This window comes from Nostoc sp. KVJ3 (assembly GCF_026127265.1).
In the GTDB taxonomy this organism is placed as follows: Bacteria; Cyanobacteriota; Cyanobacteriia; order Cyanobacteriales; family Nostocaceae; genus Nostoc.
Map to the genome: position 1 here is coordinate 3,486,375 of NZ_WWFG01000001.1, position 16,777 is coordinate 3,503,151.

15 protein-coding genes and 1 tRNA gene are annotated in these 16,777 nt (G+C 39.2%); 3 read left to right on the forward strand and 13 right to left on the reverse strand.

The features are described from left to right. Window positions 1-64: 64 nt before the first annotated feature. From dndD to dndC, 3 genes are all read right to left on the reverse strand, one after another. Window positions 65-2,053, reverse strand: a complete 1,989-nt coding sequence (gene dndD / locus GTQ43_RS13835; RefSeq protein WP_265273175.1) for a DNA sulfur modification protein DndD — start codon at window positions 2,051-2,053, stop codon at window positions 65-67. 418 nt (window positions 2,054-2,471) lie between these two features. Next, window positions 2,472-3,092: a Uma2 family endonuclease gene (locus GTQ43_RS13840; protein WP_265273176.1), complete on the reverse strand. Its 621-nt coding sequence runs from the start codon at window positions 3,090-3,092 to the stop codon at window positions 2,472-2,474. A 74-nt stretch (window positions 3,093-3,166) separates the two neighbouring features. Continuing rightward, window positions 3,167-4,783 carry a DNA phosphorothioation system sulfurtransferase DndC gene (gene dndC, locus GTQ43_RS13845; protein WP_265273177.1) on the reverse strand — a complete coding sequence of 539 codons (1,617 nt, stop codon included), beginning with the start codon at window positions 4,781-4,783 and terminating at the stop codon, window positions 3,167-3,169. Window positions 4,784-4,964: 181 nt separating this feature from the next. On the opposite strand from dndC, the gene GTQ43_RS13850 reads away from it, so the two are divergent. Next, window positions 4,965-6,563, forward strand: coding sequence for a DGQHR domain-containing protein (locus GTQ43_RS13850; RefSeq protein ID WP_265273178.1), 1,599 nt, complete (start codon window positions 4,965-4,967; stop codon window positions 6,561-6,563). Window positions 6,564-6,658: 95 nt separating this feature from the next. Continuing rightward, a complete protein-coding gene (locus GTQ43_RS13855; RefSeq protein ID WP_265273179.1) occupies window positions 6,659-7,864 on the forward strand; it encodes a DNA sulfur modification protein DndB in 1,206 nt (401 codons plus the stop codon). 12 nt (window positions 7,865-7,876) lie between these two features. On the opposite strand, the gene GTQ43_RS13860 is transcribed toward GTQ43_RS13855, so the two are convergent. From GTQ43_RS13860 to GTQ43_RS13900, 9 genes are all read right to left on the reverse strand, one after another. Then, a complete protein-coding gene (locus tag GTQ43_RS13860; RefSeq protein WP_265273180.1) occupies window positions 7,877-8,350 on the reverse strand; it encodes a DNA phosphorothioation-associated protein 4 in 474 nt (157 codons plus the stop codon). 100 nt (window positions 8,351-8,450) lie between these two features. Beyond that, window positions 8,451-9,002 carry a Uma2 family endonuclease gene (locus GTQ43_RS13865; protein ID WP_265273181.1) on the reverse strand — a complete coding sequence of 184 codons (552 nt, stop codon included), beginning with the start codon at window positions 9,000-9,002 and terminating at the stop codon, window positions 8,451-8,453. 94 nt (window positions 9,003-9,096) lie between these two features. After that, window positions 9,097-9,660, reverse strand: a complete 564-nt coding sequence (locus tag GTQ43_RS13870; protein WP_265273763.1) for a Uma2 family endonuclease — start codon at window positions 9,658-9,660, stop codon at window positions 9,097-9,099. 11 nt (window positions 9,661-9,671) lie between these two features. Beyond that, the gene (locus GTQ43_RS13875; protein ID WP_265273182.1) at window positions 9,672-11,744 is read right to left on the reverse strand and encodes an AAA family ATPase; all 2,073 of its coding nucleotides are present in this window, start codon (window positions 11,742-11,744) and stop codon (window positions 9,672-9,674) included. Beyond that, window positions 11,741-11,914: a hypothetical protein gene (locus GTQ43_RS13880; RefSeq protein ID WP_180277607.1), complete on the reverse strand. Its 174-nt coding sequence runs from the start codon at window positions 11,912-11,914 to the stop codon at window positions 11,741-11,743. The genes GTQ43_RS13875 and GTQ43_RS13880 overlap by 4 nt, the downstream gene beginning before the upstream one ends. Window positions 11,915-12,344: 430 nt before the next feature. Further along, complete coding sequence (locus GTQ43_RS13885) at window positions 12,345-13,823, reverse strand: DNA phosphorothioation system restriction enzyme (RefSeq protein ID WP_265273183.1); 1,479 nt, start codon at window positions 13,821-13,823, stop codon at window positions 12,345-12,347. A gap of 81 nt (window positions 13,824-13,904) precedes the next feature. After that, window positions 13,905-14,510, reverse strand: coding sequence for a transcriptional repressor LexA (lexA, locus tag GTQ43_RS13890; RefSeq protein ID WP_265273184.1), 606 nt, complete (start codon window positions 14,508-14,510; stop codon window positions 13,905-13,907). Between the two features lie 265 nt (window positions 14,511-14,775). After that, window positions 14,776-15,696: an ornithine carbamoyltransferase gene (argF, locus tag GTQ43_RS13895; RefSeq protein ID WP_265273185.1), complete on the reverse strand. Its 921-nt coding sequence runs from the start codon at window positions 15,694-15,696 to the stop codon at window positions 14,776-14,778. A gap of 44 nt (window positions 15,697-15,740) precedes the next feature. Next, window positions 15,741-15,905 carry a hypothetical protein gene (locus tag GTQ43_RS13900; RefSeq protein WP_265273186.1) on the reverse strand — a complete coding sequence of 55 codons (165 nt, stop codon included), beginning with the start codon at window positions 15,903-15,905 and terminating at the stop codon, window positions 15,741-15,743. A 41-nt stretch (window positions 15,906-15,946) separates the two neighbouring features. Here GTQ43_RS13900 and GTQ43_RS13905 point away from each other — a divergent pair. Then, window positions 15,947-16,018, forward strand: a tRNA-Thr gene (locus GTQ43_RS13905). Between the two features lie 277 nt (window positions 16,019-16,295). Here GTQ43_RS13905 and GTQ43_RS13910 read toward each other — a convergent pair. Next, entirely contained in the window at window positions 16,296-16,775 is a 480-nt protein-coding gene (locus tag GTQ43_RS13910; RefSeq protein ID WP_265273187.1) for a plasmid segregation centromere-binding protein ParR, read from the reverse strand. Window positions 16,776-16,777 lie beyond the last annotated feature (2 nt).

Consider the following 16,777-nt stretch of genomic DNA (forward strand, 5'->3'; position numbering starts at 1 on the left):
CGTTGCTTATCTACTTTCCAAGGATCGTTATATATATTGTAAATATCTTTTTTAGACGATATCATTACCAAAAATATTGATTTTCGACTACTGTTGTTTGGCGGGTAGTGGAGTCGTATTTGAGCAGGTATTCACGAGCGATCGCTTCATTTTCTCGCAGTGTTTCAACTTCTTTTTTACCAATCTCAGTATCCGTAGATAACAAAATGACTTGATGGCTAGCGGATGGGAAGTAACGTTCAACTAAATTGCTGCGGTGGGAGGAATCGAGTCTACCTAGTGGCGTATCGATTGCTACAGGTAGGCGGTGTCCAGAGACTTTTGCTAAACCCCAGAGAAATGCGATCGCCAGTAGTTGTTTTTCGCCAGCAGAGAGGCGATGTTTAGGAACTGGTTTACCATTTAAATCGTAAAGCAAAAGGCTGAAAGTCTTAGTATCAATGGTGATCCGATGCACTAAATCTGATTTATGCAGCAGATAAAGAAAGCAATTTTTAACTTCCTCTTCTAATTTATTGAGTTTCCGCAGAGTTAATTTTTCACGAAAAGTCTTGAGTGTTTCTTGAACTTTCGCTGCTGAGGTAATAATATGTTCGCTATTTTTATGTTTAATATTTTCTACAGTATAATCACTTAATTCTCTTTTTGACTTGGCAATAATAGTTTCTAATTCAGCTAAACGGCGGCGGATTGTTTCGTAATTTGCTTTAGCTTCGACAACCTGATTTTGCGCCGCTTCTAATGCTTGACGCAGCTTTGTATAATCTTCTGGTGCTGCTGCTGTTTGCACCTGTCTTTCTAGAGTATGAATTTCTTCTTCTTTATTTTTGAGAATAGCTAATTTCTCTTTTGCAGAAAGTTTAGAATTTTGTAAATGATATATAAGATTATCTAGCTGACTTAAAGTTTCATCATCAGCTAATAGCCAAAGTGCTTCTATCTGGATAGTCTTTGCATATAAATTATCTACATCTTGGATTAAAAATGATTGGATTTTATCAACTTCTATGGGAGAAATTTCTACTTGATTTAGCCAAGAGAGTAAGCGCTGATCTCGTTCAAGTAACAAATCTTTAGAAATTTGTACCTGTTGATGGCGAAATTCCTTTTCTCCCTGTGTTTGCGCCTGATTAAGTAAATTAGGAATTAATGCCAGAGGTAAAACATCAGCCGCCAATTCACACATCGACTGACGTACTTGTTCAATTTCCGCAGTTTTTGTATCCTGTTGTAGTTCTAGTTGAGTGCGTTCTGCTGCAATCTTCCCACCTTCATAAATAAATTTATCAAAGGCTTCTTGCTGCTTTTGTTCTAACTCTTCTACCTGATTTTTGAGAGTTTCTAATTTTTCTCCCGTTGTTTGATAATCTTCTTGCTGTTGAGTTAACCTAGTTTCAATTTCCTCTAGGTTTGCTAAATCTTTACTATTACCAACTTCTTTAAGTTTACGGTTAACTAAGATATCTAAATCAACTGCTAAACGATCTGCCAACTCTAAACCTAAAAGTCCGCGAATTGCGTCTACTACAACTGGTGGTGGTGTTTCCTGTTCTGCGAGTTCTTTAACTTGTTCACCATCAAAGAGAAATAAATTAGAAATACCTAATGGCAGGAGATTTTCAATATATTCATCCCAGATATTAACTAAAGCATCAGGCCAGGTATCACTGTCACCTAAAATACCTAATGTATCTTTACCATCTTTAGGATTTTTTGTCCAACTACGCACAACACGGTATTTTATTGGCTTATCATTTTCAATATGTTCAAAAAGTAATTCAATCCGGGTATCTAGAACTGGATCTATTTTGTTGTTAACACATTGACTGAGAAAATCACTATAACTTAAATTACCACGGGTAGAACATTGGGCACGAGCGCCATAAAGGGCGAGACGAATGGCATCCATAAGGGTGGTTTTTCCGCCGCCATTCATCCCACCTAATAAGATAATTGGACGCGAGTTTTCCTCATCAGTTTTTGGATTAAGATTGATTACCTGTTTACCAGTGTAAGGGCCAAAGTTTTGTAGAACGAGTTCAAGAAATATCATTAGTTTTTAAGATTAACATGAGTTCGACGGCGATCGCAGAAGCAGAAAGTTTGTGATGAAAGGAATCAGATAAAATTAATTAGATGATTTTGTCTGACGCATTGATAAAAAATATTGTCTATGAAATATAGATAATACCATCACTAACTGTTAAGAAATGCGATTGTATCTATCTCGGTGTTGGTAAGTGATGTAGTTGGTGGATATCAACAGATGGGTGATTCATATTAGACGATATTTGAAAAGTCCTCTTGTTAGTAGCAAAACGTTTTAGATCCCCCTAAATCCCCCTTCGAAAGGGGGACTTTGACTCTAGTTCCCCCCTTTTGAAGGGGGGTTAGGGGGATCATTTAAGTGCCTAAAGTCACAGTAAACTACTTTTCAAACAACCTCTTACACCCTTACAGCTAGGTTGTGGCTAGATTTGCACACCTCCAGCTTCAAAAATCTGTTCGGCGGTTAAATTCAATTCTGGAAAAGTAGGCGAGACAATATGGGTATCGCCTTTAAATTGAGTAACTTGGTACTCACCATCAATTAATTGATAAATGGATATAGTAGGCAGTTTAGGATTGCCAATAAACTTCCTAGCACCTATAGCCGCATAATCTATAATCCAATATTCGGGAATACCTATAGCTTCATAATCAGCTAATTTTTTGTAGTAATCATCTCGCCAATTATTACTAACAACTTCAATAATTAATGGAATAGATGTAGCTTGAGATACAGTTGATTCTTTTTTCCATAAAGGCTCATTCACTAAATTTGGTCGATTGATTATTAAGATGTCTGGTGAATAAGCTGATTCACCTTCAAATGGTTTAACTAATACAGTTTTTGGAATGAAGTAGGGAAGTTTTTGTTGCCCAATTTCGATAGATATATTTAGCGCCAAAAAACCAACAACATCCTCATGATCTCCCACCGGTTGAGACATTTCAACAATCAGGCCATCATGTAATTCGTATCTTCCACCATCAGGTCGCCAAGCTGCAAAATCTTCAAAAGTTACTAATTTGTGTATGGCTTGAATCATATAACCTCGCTTGTTTTAAAATAATCAAACTTTGTCAAGCGTTCTTTAAGTAGTTTGTTGACTCCCGTCTTCTATTATTCTAAAATTTCCTTTTTAAATTTCATACTTGCCCAAGTCACCTGTTGATCGCTTTCACCTTCATCTACTTCATTGATTGATGCAACATCGCCCAAAGTCATCTGCTTGACTTTTGCAACATCACCTTGACTAACTGCTTCGCTTAATTCGCGTTTTAAACGAGCATTTTTAATCGCATCTTCTGGAGAACGGGAACTCGTATTAAAGCATTTTTCTAAAGTATCGTATATTCCCACGCGACGAGTCTTTTTGCGATACTGGCGTTCTGTGTCTAACAATTTCGCCATGAGTTCCAAGTGCATCGCGTCACCTTCACAAATTTCTTCTAATACTATCCATTCATCACGACCTAGTAAACTATAGTCTGCACCAGGACGAGGGTCTTGAAATTCTTCGCCAGTCACTTCTTCATAAATCCGGGGTAAACTATCATCAAATTCGTGTCTTTCTTCTAGCCAAATGCGGCGAATTTCGCTCATTTCTTCTAGAGTAATTAGGGTGATGTCGCGCATATTTTCTGGCGCTGTTTGACGAATTTCTTTTTGGACTGTAAGCAGTTGTCTTAGCCAATCCTCTCGCGCTTCTTTAATAAACGGGCCAGGAATAGGTTCAATAGATATCCCCTCATCTAAGTTACGTTCATAAAGTTGGACACCACCATTTCTACGTCGGAAATCTCTTTTATCACGGGTTTCTTCAGCGTCTAATTCTTTACGAAAATCAAGTAGAGGTTGCATCCATTCTTTCTCTTCGTCATTTTGAATCATCGCCGCGAGTGATTTATCTTGACTAACTAGGGTACAAACCCAGCAACCAAAACGAGAGCTACCACAACTAGGGGTAGATGTATCGACAACTAAAGGACATTCATTATCAGCAGAAGCACCTCTATACATACTGAATAAATCTTTATTGCTATACCCCCAAGGGTTTTCCCACTGCATGAGATAAATCCAGACTTCATCATTTTGCCAGTCTTCAATAGGGCTGTAAACCAAAGAATTTGGCAAATTCATATTAGGACTTAAATGATCGCGTACCCGTTGGGCTTCCAATTTTTTCATTCGGCTAGCACGTTTTGTGCTTTCAGCTTTGCGAGTCCCCAACACAACGATCGCTTCTCCACTTGCTCGAATCACATCACGAATAAAGCGGTTAGAGGGATTAATTTTGAGGCGTTCTGTACACCAGCGAAATTTTCCTCTGGGTGCTGGATAACCTTTACCAATCAAACCTACCCAGAATGTTTCTTTAAAGTCTGGCTGTAGCAAATGGGGTTCAAATGGTAATCCTTGTGCTTGGGCTTCAGATTTCATCTGTTTTAGAGAACTGCGTACCCAAGCAGCAACGATAGGATTCTCTACCAACGTGTCTGTAGTAATAACGTATATTGTTTTAGTTCGCTTTTCAGGTGGGAGTGCTGCGATCGCATTCCAGATCAGCTGTAAGGTAGCAGTACTATCTTTTCCGCCCGAATAGCCCACCACCCAAGGAATCTCATCTAAACAATACAATTCTTGAATTTCAGTGGTGAGAACTTGGATATAGTCCACTAACTCTGCTACAGTACGTGTTTGCTGGTTTTTATTTTCTGCTTGTTGTGCTGTAGTCATTTCTCCTTCTCTCTGGAAACACTGGCTTAATATTCGGGCGAATAGGGCGAATAGAATTCGCGGCTACACAGACAAAACCCCCCGACCTGGGTTGAAGAAAAGTTTTTAAAAACTTTACTACTAATATCCAATTTTTTGGATAATTAAACGACATAATCCTATTCTGTTTTTAAAATTTAACATGAAAGATAGTGCATCTGACCCCACTGCTGACATCGCTAGAGAATACCTGGAACGGGAAGACAAGGAAAAACAGGTACTAGCTTTACTCCTAGAGAAGTTTTTAGGGAGAAAAGATCAGATTCTCGTTCAAAAAACCGAGATGGGTGGTACTGAGGCTTATGTTAGCTCTGTTACCTTGGAATGGTTTGCCGGTCGGGTTCACTTCGCCTCTGGCTTACCTCTGTTCCAAAAAAAGTATAATCCAGAGACAGAGAATATCGAGATTGACGCGGATAGTATTGATGAAATTCAGCAGCGTCCCCTTGATTGGTCACGTCAAGCACCGCTAGTTCAGTATTTAGCGGCTAGAGACAATCATAAGTTTCCGCCAGTGCTGGTAGTAATTAATCAACCGTGGGTGGATAATCCTAAAGCTGCTGAGTGGGATAGCGAAGGATGCGCCACAAAGTCTACTACTGATTTCATCCCCCTAGATAAAGACGCTAAAGTAGGTCTGCTAAATATTTCTGAGGATGATGTAACTATTTATGCACTAGATGGTCAACACCGATTAATGGGCGTACAGGGGTTGATGGAGTTAATCAAAACTCGGAAACTCCAGCGCTATAAAAAAGATAAAGGTGCTGATGACAGTTTTATTACAGTCAATGATTTGATAGAAAAGTACCAAGTAGACCTTGCTTACTTGCAAAATTTACCCAAAGAAAAAATTGGTATTGAGTTTATCTGCGCGGTAGCGGCTGGGGAAACTCGCACCCAGGCGAGGCGGAGAGTAAGATCGATTTTTGTTCATGTTAACCTGATGGCTGCACCCTTGACTAAAGGGCAACTAACACAGTTGAATGAAGATGATGGTTTTGCGATCGTTGCTAGAAAAATTGCAGTTACACATCCACTATTAGAACAACGACAAGATCGCAATCCTCGTGTTAATTGGAATAGTGCAACAGTAGCCTCCAATTCTACAGTTTTGACGACTTTACAAGCTCTACAAGATATGTCTGAGCGCTATTTGGGTCAAAAGTTCCCCCACTGGAAACCCTTAGAGAAAGGTCTAATTCCCATGCGTCCAGAGGATGAAGAACTTGAGCAGGGAATTGAGGAATTTAAAAATCTATTTGATTCTTTGGCTAGTCTTTCCAGCTATAAGATTTTAGAACACGAGGATACACCAGCTTTACGGCGCTTCAGCTTTGAGAAAGATGGAGGTGAAGGAAATATGCTTTTCCGTCCGGTTGCTCAAGTTGCATTAGCGCAAGCTTTGGGAATTTTGGTTTTTAAAAAAGGTTTTTCTCTGGCGGATATTTTTAAGAAACTGCGGAAGTTTGACCAGCAAGGTGGTTTTAGTGGTATGGAGTATCCCCAATCTCTCTGGTATGGGATTTTGTATGACCCAAATAAAAAGCGGGTGCAGGTTGCTGGACGAGATTTGGCCGCGAAGTTATTGGTTTATATCCTGGGTGGAATTCAGGAACAGATGGAACGCGCTGAACTTCGTAAGGCTTTGGCGGATGCTAGAACTGTGGAAGATAAAACTATAGGTTTTGATGGCAAGTTTGTTGAACCGAAAGCGGTAGGACTTCCACCTGTTTTATAATTGACACAGTTTTCAATACTTTTTATTGTGGTTATTACGGTGGCTTAAGTATAATAAGAGCATATAGTGTAATCTGCCACTTTACAGGTATTTGTATGACTCAAACAAACCAGGATAGTAACAATAGTGTTTCGCCAGAGATCAAAGCTAAGTTTAGTACCTTGGTTGCGCCGTTCTTTGAAGAACATTATCGAGATTCCTGCTATCCAGGGCTGATTTTCCGCCAGGGAAAGCGGAAAATGCTACAAATCAATATACCGGCTAAGGACTTTCCAGCACTTTTAGTAGCAAAACCTGCTAAGGACGATGATCCTGAATTAGGTAAACAACGCCCAGAAGTCCCCGGTCATGCAGAGGAGATCAAAAATTATATTATCGAACAAGCCCGAAAAGGAAAACCCTGGATTCTGGGGACGCTGACAGCAAATGTACCCGTAGATAAAATAACAATTCTCGAATTGGGCAGAGGTATTTGTATCGTTGTAATTCCTCGTGATGTAAAATTAGAGATTACAGATGGACAACATCGTAAGACTGCTATTCAAAAGTTAATTGAAAGTGACGAAAGTTCCTTAATTAGTGATAACGATTTTCCCATTACGCTGGTATTAGAAGACGATATTGACCAGTGTAGAAAAGATTTTGGAGATATGGCTCAAACTAAACCGCTAGGTAAAGCGTTGCTATTATCATTTGGTGAAGTTGAAGGTCGTGTTGGTATTACTAAAAAATTGGTAAAACAAGTCAAAATTTTTTATGATAAAACAGATAAAATTCAAGATTCTCCACGTATTCAAAAGAAATTTATTTACACAAATAACTACATAACAAGGGCTGTGAGTTGTGCCTTTACAAAGAATCCTGATTCTGAACTTCAAGACTATGATGTGGAGAGTTCATCTAATGCTCTAGCTAATTGTCTTAATAAGTTTTTCTTTGAATGCAGTAACACAAGAGATATTTCTGAGAAAAAGGTAGCTGATTTGACTATTTCAGAACTAAGAAAATTTAAAGATGAATGTATACTGGGAGTGAGTGCTGGTCTGGAAGTTTTGGGTCGATTGCTATACTTCACTTACGACAAAGACAGCAATTATTTTGATGACGTAAAAGTTTCTCAACTTGCACAGATAGATTGGACAAGAAGTAATCCAATTTGGCAAGATAATTTAATTAGGATAGATCCTAATCCTAAAAATCCTGATAAGCGTTATAAACTATACACTAATGCCAATGCAGTAAGTGGTGCAGTCAAGACACTCAAAGATAAACTAGGATGGATGGAAAACCCTTCCTATTGAAGATACCCTAATTCAAGAGAGGAATTTAGTAAGATCAAATTCCTCGTCTTGTTGCTCTATATTCGTTCGCTCATAATTGAGAAATAATAAAATTCGCTCTGCATAATCTACTGACCCACGCAACTCATTTTGCAATATTTCCAGTCCACCGTTAGCGTACTCTTCAAATATATGATTGCGTTCTCTTTCATATTCTTCTTCATTAATAGATAGTGCTTTTATATCTTTAGTTTCATTAATTGCTAATAATTTTATTAAAATATCATTTCCCATTGAAGCAAAATACTCTATCCTGATTGGCGATGGTTCCCTTTTAGAAATCTCTCCCAAAGCCACCCGTTTTTTATGCTTTGCACCCAAAGCTGCTGCGAACACAATCACATCAGCAAAAGTATTAAAAGGCCCTGTTCCACCATCTGAAGATGTTAAACCTTTCACCAACTCAGCCTTATCTTTAGCAACCCTGATTCTGCCAGTTTCAGCCATTGTTTTAATATATACTGTGTTGCTATTTTAACCGAAAGTCAAAAGCGATGCTACGGCTGGCTAGGCTATGCAGATTTTTATACTAGTATGTGGGCGATCGCTAAACAAACAAATTATCCAATAACATAATCCATCCTGGTACTCCCGGTTCAGCTTCAGCCACCTCACCACGGCGATAAACTTGGGGTTCTTCAGGATTACTAGCACGATATACTCTAATAACTTCCTCTTTAAGTACATCTACATCCCAAACTACCAACGTACCAGTCGCAAAATAATCACGGCGTTTACTAGCCATATCTTTCTCAGCTTTATCACCGTAATCATTTTCGCTTCTTACCTCAGCAGCAAATATAGGCGCACCATTGAAGAATCGCCCACCTGTAGGTTTGCCAGTATAAAATGCAGCATCAGGACTTAAAGAACGACGATTAGGGAGATCGACAACAAAACCGACATTATCAGGTAAAGCGTAACCACTTTTTGTTAGACGTTCATAATCCCGTAGACTTGCATAAATTTCACCACCTGCACGTCCTGGTAAAAATCCAGTTGGAGACATCAGCACCAATTTCCCATTGACAATCTCTGCTTTACAATTGTCAGGTAAATGGTATAAATCTTCAATAGTTGCCTCAGTTTTAATACTCATAAAACATCTTCTAATTAGTTAGCAATAATCTGAATTTAACAATCTTCTCTTCCCTCTGCGTTCTCTGCGCCTTGGCGGTTCGTTTCTCCAAAACTTATATTGCAACATCCTCATAAACCAAAGAAATAGGAAAGCGAAAATCAACACTAGTTAAATTAACCTCATCCCCTTCTTCATAAGGATGTAATTCCCAAATTCCTTTATCATTTATACGAAAGCAATCTAAACTGATTTTTTCAGTATCAATGAGGACATATTCTTGTAAAGTTTCGATACGGCGGTACTGAATAAATTTACGACCTCTGTAGTAAGCTTCCGTACTAGGGGAAAGAACTTCAACAATTAAACAAGGATACTGAATAAATTTAATAGCTTGTCTATCTCTTTCATCACAACTAACCACAACATCCGGGTAGTGAAACGGCCCGTTCCCTGTTACTCCTACTTTTACATCTGCCATAAAAGCCCGACAAAAACCTCCCCGGAGATGATTTTTCAACGCCGAAGCTAAGTTTAAGGCAATACTATTATGGGGAATTGTATCCCCAGTCATAGCAAAGACTTCACCATTGATATATTCGTATTTAATATCTTGGTGTTCTTCCCATTCCAAGTATTCCTGGGGAGTCATATACTTTCCGTCTGGACTCGCAACAATAAATTTATCCTTTAAATATTACGTTCAATCGCGATAATTTCAGTATACTCAAACTCATTCGGACTTTGTTTCACCAAAGGATATCTTTCCCCACCCAACTCAATATAATCCTGCTCGCAATCCGGCTTAGAAGAATAATACGTAAGCACATATTCTCTACCAATTCTGTTTGTCATTTCTGCTTCAACTTCACCCCGCCACTGAGTCTTAGTAACTAAAACTATCAACTGATTCGCTAATTGGGGAATTGTCTTCGCAATATGTCGCCGCGAATTCTCATCCAAACTACCAAAGGGTGAATCCATGACAATTGGGAAAGTGCTACTATCGGGAATCATCATCATTTTTCGCTTCTCACTCCATTCCCGTACTTTGTCAATAATGCTGGCGATAAAGGATAAACTGAGAATTTGATTCTCACCAGTGGATGCTGCAACTGGTGCTTCTATCCCTGTGGTATTTTCTACTAATGTTAGTTCATATTTTTCACTAATTTTAGGAAGATATGGAGTTACAGAAATCTCCATAAATATCTCTTGCACTCGCTTTTCTAGTTGCATGCGAAATTGTTGTTCTTGACGATTTCTAACTTCCGTTAACCGTTCAATTGCATCTTGAGTAGCGTTAATTCGTCGCTGTGCTAGAGTTTGCTTGTCTTCATTCAGCTTTTGCTTGGCAATTTGTTTATTTAAACCTTCAATCTCAGTTGTGAGTTGAGCAATTTGCTGCTGATTCGCACCCTGTTCTCGATTTAATTCATCAATTTTACTTTCAATTTCATCTAAGCGTTTTTGCAAACTACTAATTTCTTCATTAGCATCTTTTCGCAACCGTTCTTGAATATTGTCTAAATCGCCTTCAATTTGAGATATGCTTTGCCTTAACTGATTAATCCTAGTTTGTTCTCTATCAACTTCTTCCCAAAAACCTATGGCTTGCTTATCAATTTCATCTACTTGAGCTATCATCCGAATTGCAGTTTCTTCTACCGCCGAGGAACCTGCTTTATTTAGCCAAGTACTGACATGAGTGTGAGAATGATTACCCGCCTGTAATTCTGCGCCACAAATACAGCGCTGAGAATTGAGTAAATCATTCACAAATTCCCGCGAAATTCCTGATGTTAGCTCGCCTCGCGCCTTCAAATCATTGATAATTCCTCGAAACTGCGATGTAGTTTCTGAGAGTAAAACGGTATAACCCCGTGCAGAAATAACTTTTTTCAGCGCTTCCTTGGTTTTTTTATATTCTTCTTGATTTGCTGCTTTCTGTGATTCTAAATCCTGCCATCTTTCTTGCAATTCTTTAGCAGCACTCAATTCTCGTAAACGGTTACTTGTCTCTTTTTTAAAAGTCTGTTGATATTCTAACTCTTCTTTAATTTCAGTTTGCCGTTTGGTAATGCGTTCGCGCTCTCGTTCTATCTTTTCTTGCTGTCGTAATAGCTGTTTAATTTCAGAATCACCAATCGCTTTTAACTCATTTTCTAGAGTTTTTTTAGCATCTCCCAAATGTCTGATAGAACGGTTGATTACCTCTACACCCAAGAAAATTTTTGTAGCTTCAGCAATTTCAGCTTTTTTATCAGAACGGACTATTTCTTCAATTCGTTCGCCGTCAAAGAAAAAATATTGATGTAAAGTAGCGGGTAAAATTTGATTAATTATATCGTCTGATTGCTGGGTTGGTATATTCCATTTGCCATCATCGCCACCAACCCACATGGTTAATTGAGTTTTACCAGCGTCAAAGTCATTTTCGTTTTTATAACCTCGACAGGCGCGTTTAACTCGATAGCGCTTACCTTCATGTTCCCAGCCAATCTCTACCCAACATTCTACAACTTGACCTTTTTGAGCCTCTGCGATCGCACGCTTATTCACTAACTGTTCTATCGATGCAAATGCTGCACTAAATTTTTCATATAATACCCAAGTAAAGGCATTTAGTAAACTAGTTTTTCCAGAGCCATTATTGCCATGAATAATCGTTGTGTTCTGAACATCTCCAGCAGCGAGGAGCATCTCTGGTGTCGTACCATAAAAGGAGCGAAAGTTGCATAGCTTAATTGAAGTCAGCTTCATCGCACCTCTTCCTTAATAATGTCCAAAATATTATCATTTATATGGCTGTTAATCTTTTTATCTAGCCTGCCTTTTTCTAGCTTCCATACGCGCTCAATAATTTGCCGTACTTCTGGCGGTGCGCTAGTTATTGGCTCCTGCACATCGTCGATATTCGCCTCTTGTGACATCTTGGGTATTGGAAATATAGTTTTTCTATATTTTAACTTTCTCTACTGCTGTATTTACCTCCGTAAAGCCACTGTTAGCATTATCTTTAATTTTGCCAAAACTATTTTTTCAAATTTATAATTTTATTTGAAAAAATACTTTATTATTGAATTGTTTTCTGGTATTATTAATATTAACAATCTAGATTATAATGGGACATAAGTGAAATTTTTAAAGCCACTTATGTCCCATTATTATCAAACTCATAATTATATTATTTCATATTTAATGCTTCTTTTTTCAAGACTCGAAAAATTTTACAAAAAAATACAACTATTGCAATCCTAAATCATTCGTGAAAAATTAGATCCCCGACTTCTTCGAGAAGTCGGGGATCTGGACATCGCGCATTTTCACAACTCATTTAGGATTGCTATATATAGTTCATCATCAAATATCTAATAAACCATATCGCTTTTGTAAATCAAGTAACTTCATTCTTGCAACGCCTGCATTATCAGCCAAATCAGCAAACTCCACAAAGCGACGTAATTCCTTTTTCAACAAATTACGCTCAACTTCGATAGTTTCTCTATCTAAATCTGGTGGCAAAACAATCATGTCAAATATTGTCGCGCGTTCCTTACCGGGGTGAGGACGTAAAACTCGCCCCCGTCGCTGGATAAACTGACGCGGATTACCAGAACTGGATAAAATCACCGCAGTTTTAATTGCCGGAATATCGACACCTTCATCTAAACAACGAATTGCCACTAAACCTTGCAACTCTCCACTTTCAAATTGATGCCGTAAGATTTCCCTTTCTTCTAAAGTTGTTTGAGCCGTATAGGTGCTAACCTTATACCCTAAATCCACCCCCAGAATTTTAGCAACAGCTTTAAGTTGACGTAGAGATGAACGTTGTCCCGCGTCTTGGGAACCATCACTACAATAAAAAAGTGTGTGAGTAGTTTCGCAGCGAGTCGTCATTAAATCCCGCAAGGCGGTTAATTTATTTTCCGCCGCCCCAATTAACCTTGCCCTTTGCATCAACAATGGCTTTAAATCTTCATTGTCTTCAAAATTTCCCGCTTGTCCATTTTCTCGTTCTCTATATAGTAGCGATCGCCCGATTCTTTTAGTTAACTTTAAATAGGCAATACTTTCTGCTTCAGTTAACTCCACCAACACCGGATAATACAGATAATGTACCAAAGCACCTTGAGCGATCGCATCCCTCAAAGTAAACTCTGGCTGGAGAACTGGGCCAAAATAATCAAATAGAGATTGCGTACCAAAATCGTCAAAATACCTCTCCGGTGTGGCAGATAAAGCCAGTCTCAACCCAACACTACGCGGTAAACTTTCTTCTAACTTGGGTGCGCCTAAATTATGCGCCTCATCCCCAATAATTAAAGTTTTGGCAGGAAAATATTTGAGTTGAGACTGAAACCCATCTCCAATTAATGTGGAGTTCGTAGTAATGACAGTGACAAACCGTTGAGAACCGGAACGCAGATTATAAATTTGGGTAGAAAGTTGACTTTGCCAAGTGCGTAAATTCTCAAAAGCTAAAATGGGTTGCAAATTAAATTTTTCACATTCTCGCGCCCATTGGGTGACAAGATGGCGGTAGGGACACACCACCACCAAAACTTGTAAATTAATCTGCTGATATAATTCACAAGCGATCGCTAATGCGGTAATGGTTTTACCACTACCAGTAGCCATTTTCAGCGTCCCTCTGCCATTATTGGTAAACCAGCTAGTGATCGCTTGGCGCTGATATTGCCGCAATTGCAGAGACGGAGGCATTCTTGGGCATCCTGGTAATGGTTGCGTGTAATAACTGCCCCTACTTTCCCTTGCAATTGGTAATTTAAACCGGAAAGTGGGCAGTTGCTGCACTGGGTTTTTTGTCAGGTACATAAAATGTTAAGCACAAAGGTAGTCATGAACCCTAATTAATGGGCATTGGGTATTGATTATCTCTCTCCCACTCCCCATTACTCAGTTGTAACCACGCCAAACACCAATGAGAGAACCTTGTACCTGCACTTGCATAGCACTGACTTCAATGGGATTGTACTTAGGATTTGCTGGTTTGAGGGTGACGCGATCGCCTTGGCGATAAAAACGTTTTAATGTTGTACCAAATCCATCAACTCTGGCGGCGACGATGGTGCCATTTTTTAAATGATTTGGTTCTGCTACTGGACGCAAAAATACCACATCGCCATCAGCAATTAAATCTTCAATCATGCTATCGCCAGCTACGCGCAAAGCGTAGGTTTGGGGAGGTAAATCGAAATTAGAAAAGTCTAAATGATCTACAGCATCAGTAAACGGTTCTATTAAACCACCAGCAGCGATCGTGCCCAAAATTGGTACACCTTGCTTCACAGGACGCAAAATCCGAATTGTTCGCGCTTGTCCTTCAGTCCATTCTATATATCCCTTAGTGCGTAAATGTTCTAAACGACTTTGAATTGGTGCTGGTGACTTCAAGTTCATCGCTTGCATCATTTGCCGAATTGAAGGCGAATGCTGGTGCGTTCTGATGTATTCTGCCAACCATTCATAAAGTTCTTGTTGAGCTTCTGTTAGACGTTCCATAAATTTGTGGGAAGTAATTATTAATGTCTCTAGAACATTAGTACTACAAAAAACTCCCCATAACAAGAGAAAAGTAAAAATATCAAAGGCAAAAGTAAGAATATTCTCTTTTCTTTTACCCATTTATTTCGGATTTTTTACTAGCAAGTAGTTAGGAGCCAATTGCACACTAGCTATTTTGACTCCTAACTCCTGTACAAACGCGATTTATCGCGTCTCTACTCCAAACTCTTGTACAGACGCGATTCATCGCGTCTCTCTTCTTTCATTCCGCCCCTAAAATACTCGCAAGCAAAGCTTTTTGCGCGTGGAGGCGATTTTCTGCCTGTTCCCAAACTTTGGATTGAGAACCTTCAATAACTGCCTCAGTAATTTCTTCACCGCGATGGGCTGGTAAGCAGTGTAAAACAATTGCCTCTGGATCGGCAAGGCTTAATAGCTGTTCCGAAATTTGGTAAGGCTGGAAAATTGGCATCCGATTATCTGCTTCTGCTTCTTGCCCCATACTTGCCCAAACATCAGTGTAAAGTACAGCAGAACCTTTCGCGGCTAATTCTGGATCGTGAGTGACGAGGACTTCAGTTTGATTATTAGCGATCGCTCTTGCTTGTTCTACAATCTGAGAATCTGGCTCATATCCGCTAGGGGTAGCAATTCTGACATTCATTCCCACCAACGCACAACCCAACATCAAAGAATTAGCCATATTATTCCCATCACCCACGTAGGTTAAAGTTAACCCAGCAAGGGTGTCAAAGCTTTCTTTAATCGTCAACAAATCCGCTAATACCTGACAAGGATGTTCTGCATCAGTCAGCGCATTAATTACCGGAATCTTGGCATAGTGAGCAAAAGTTTCCAAATCCTGCTGTGCAAAAGTGCGAATTGCCAAAATATCCAGATATCGGTCTAACACCCGCGCCGTATCCTGTAAAGGTTCCCCGCGACTAACTTGAGTGACATTAGGGTTAAGATCGATTACCTGTCCACCCAGTTGGTACATCGCCACAGTAAAACTTACCCGTGTGCGAGTTGAAGCTTTGGAGAACAACAACCCCAAAACCTTATTACACTGCAACTTCAACTGTTGTGATTTAAGTTGAGTTGCCAATTGCAGGAGTTCTTGAACTTCCGTCGGACTGATGTCCGCTAGACTTAATAAATCTCGTCCGAGCAATGCTGCCATGCTTATAATCTGTAAAAAATAATTATATATTTCTGTCCCTTGATTCAGCCGTGCCAAGAGAATACAGTTTTAGAACCGGACAAATATTTTTGCGTCCAACTCAGGATTTGAGTTGATTTTTGCCAAACTTGCGGATTTCCTAGCCCAATGTAGTCAGAAAGAAATATTTTAGCGATCGCACCTAGACAAATAAACCGATTATGGTACAATAAGAAATTGTGGTTGCTAATCAAAAGTAAACACAAAATTTGCCAGCATAGCACAGTGGTAGTGCATCCGACTTGTAATCGGAAGGTCGCGAGTTCAAATCCCGCTGCTGGCTTTAAACACACGTAAAGATTTAAATAGTCTATTGGGCACAGTAATTCAACCAATTGGCGATCTACTGGAGTGTATCATGTCCTAAAACTTCATTTTCATACATAGACACTCAGACAGATTAGAATAGCGAATCTTTTGTGTAGATGCAGTGCATACTAAACATCACTGCATTTTCGACAAAAATCTCTTTCCATATATAAACATTAATAATCCTTAATAGTTAATACTATTAAGGATTGTTGAGAGGAGCAAAAACTGCTCACAAACGCGATTTTTTCTTAAAAATCATCGAGAAACTGACTAAGGCGACTGATTACGGGGTCAACCTCTTGAGGAGGCGTAGCAACAGTATAAGAAGTATTATTTACTACTTCTAATTGACTTGGAGACGGAATGAACGAGCGATCGTTGACTATGAGCGCCAATTGTGCAACTTGTTGAGAAAGTTGCAGGAGATGGTGTTCCATCGTCTCCAAACGATTAGATCCCTTGGCAAAAAAACGTTCCTCAAGTCCAGCCACTTGACGTTGCAGTTCACCGATTTGTTGTTCAATCGGTGTTGTTGCTGCTGTTTGTGGAGCAGGTTGTACAGGTTCCGGTACACATAAAGATTGCCACAAGGCTTCTTTACAGAGGTCGCTGAAAGTCTTGTCTGGTTGTTTTTCCAAATAACTTTCTACTTGCGCTAACAAGCTTTCATCAGCAAGCTCTGGGTTGAACGTGACGGATTTAACTACCTTTTTTGACCATTGGAACATCA

Coding starts and splice junctions, on each gene's coding strand:
- GTQ43_RS13880 (WP_180277607.1), bottom strand. CDS start 11,914: ATGTCACAAGAGGCGAATATCGACGATGTGCAGGAGCCAATAACTAGC.
- GTQ43_RS13850 (WP_265273178.1), top strand. CDS start 4,965: ATGAAAGATAGTGCATCTGACCCCACTGCTGACATCGCTAGAGAATAC.
- argF (WP_265273185.1), bottom strand. CDS start 15,696: ATGGCAGCATTGCTCGGACGAGATTTATTAAGTCTAGCGGACATCAGT.
- GTQ43_RS13860 (WP_265273180.1), bottom strand. CDS start 8,350: ATGGCTGAAACTGGCAGAATCAGGGTTGCTAAAGATAAGGCTGAGTTG.
- GTQ43_RS13875 (WP_265273182.1), bottom strand. CDS start 11,744: ATGAAGCTGACTTCAATTAAGCTATGCAACTTTCGCTCCTTTTATGGT.
- GTQ43_RS13840 (WP_265273176.1), bottom strand. CDS start 3,092: ATGATTCAAGCCATACACAAATTAGTAACTTTTGAAGATTTTGCAGCT.
- GTQ43_RS13885 (WP_265273183.1), bottom strand. CDS start 13,823: ATGTACCTGACAAAAAACCCAGTGCAGCAACTGCCCACTTTCCGGTTT.
- dndD (WP_265273175.1), bottom strand. CDS start 2,053: ATGATATTTCTTGAACTCGTTCTACAAAACTTTGGCCCTTACACTGGT.
- GTQ43_RS13865 (WP_265273181.1), bottom strand. CDS start 9,002: ATGAGTATTAAAACTGAGGCAACTATTGAAGATTTATACCATTTACCT.
- GTQ43_RS13910 (WP_265273187.1), bottom strand. CDS start 16,775: ATGTTCCAATGGTCAAAAAAGGTAGTTAAATCCGTCACGTTCAACCCA.
- GTQ43_RS13855 (WP_265273179.1), top strand. CDS start 6,659: ATGACTCAAACAAACCAGGATAGTAACAATAGTGTTTCGCCAGAGATC.
- lexA (WP_265273184.1), bottom strand. CDS start 14,510: ATGGAACGTCTAACAGAAGCTCAACAAGAACTTTATGAATGGTTGGCA.
- dndC (WP_265273177.1), bottom strand. CDS start 4,783: ATGACTACAGCACAACAAGCAGAAAATAAAAACCAGCAAACACGTACT.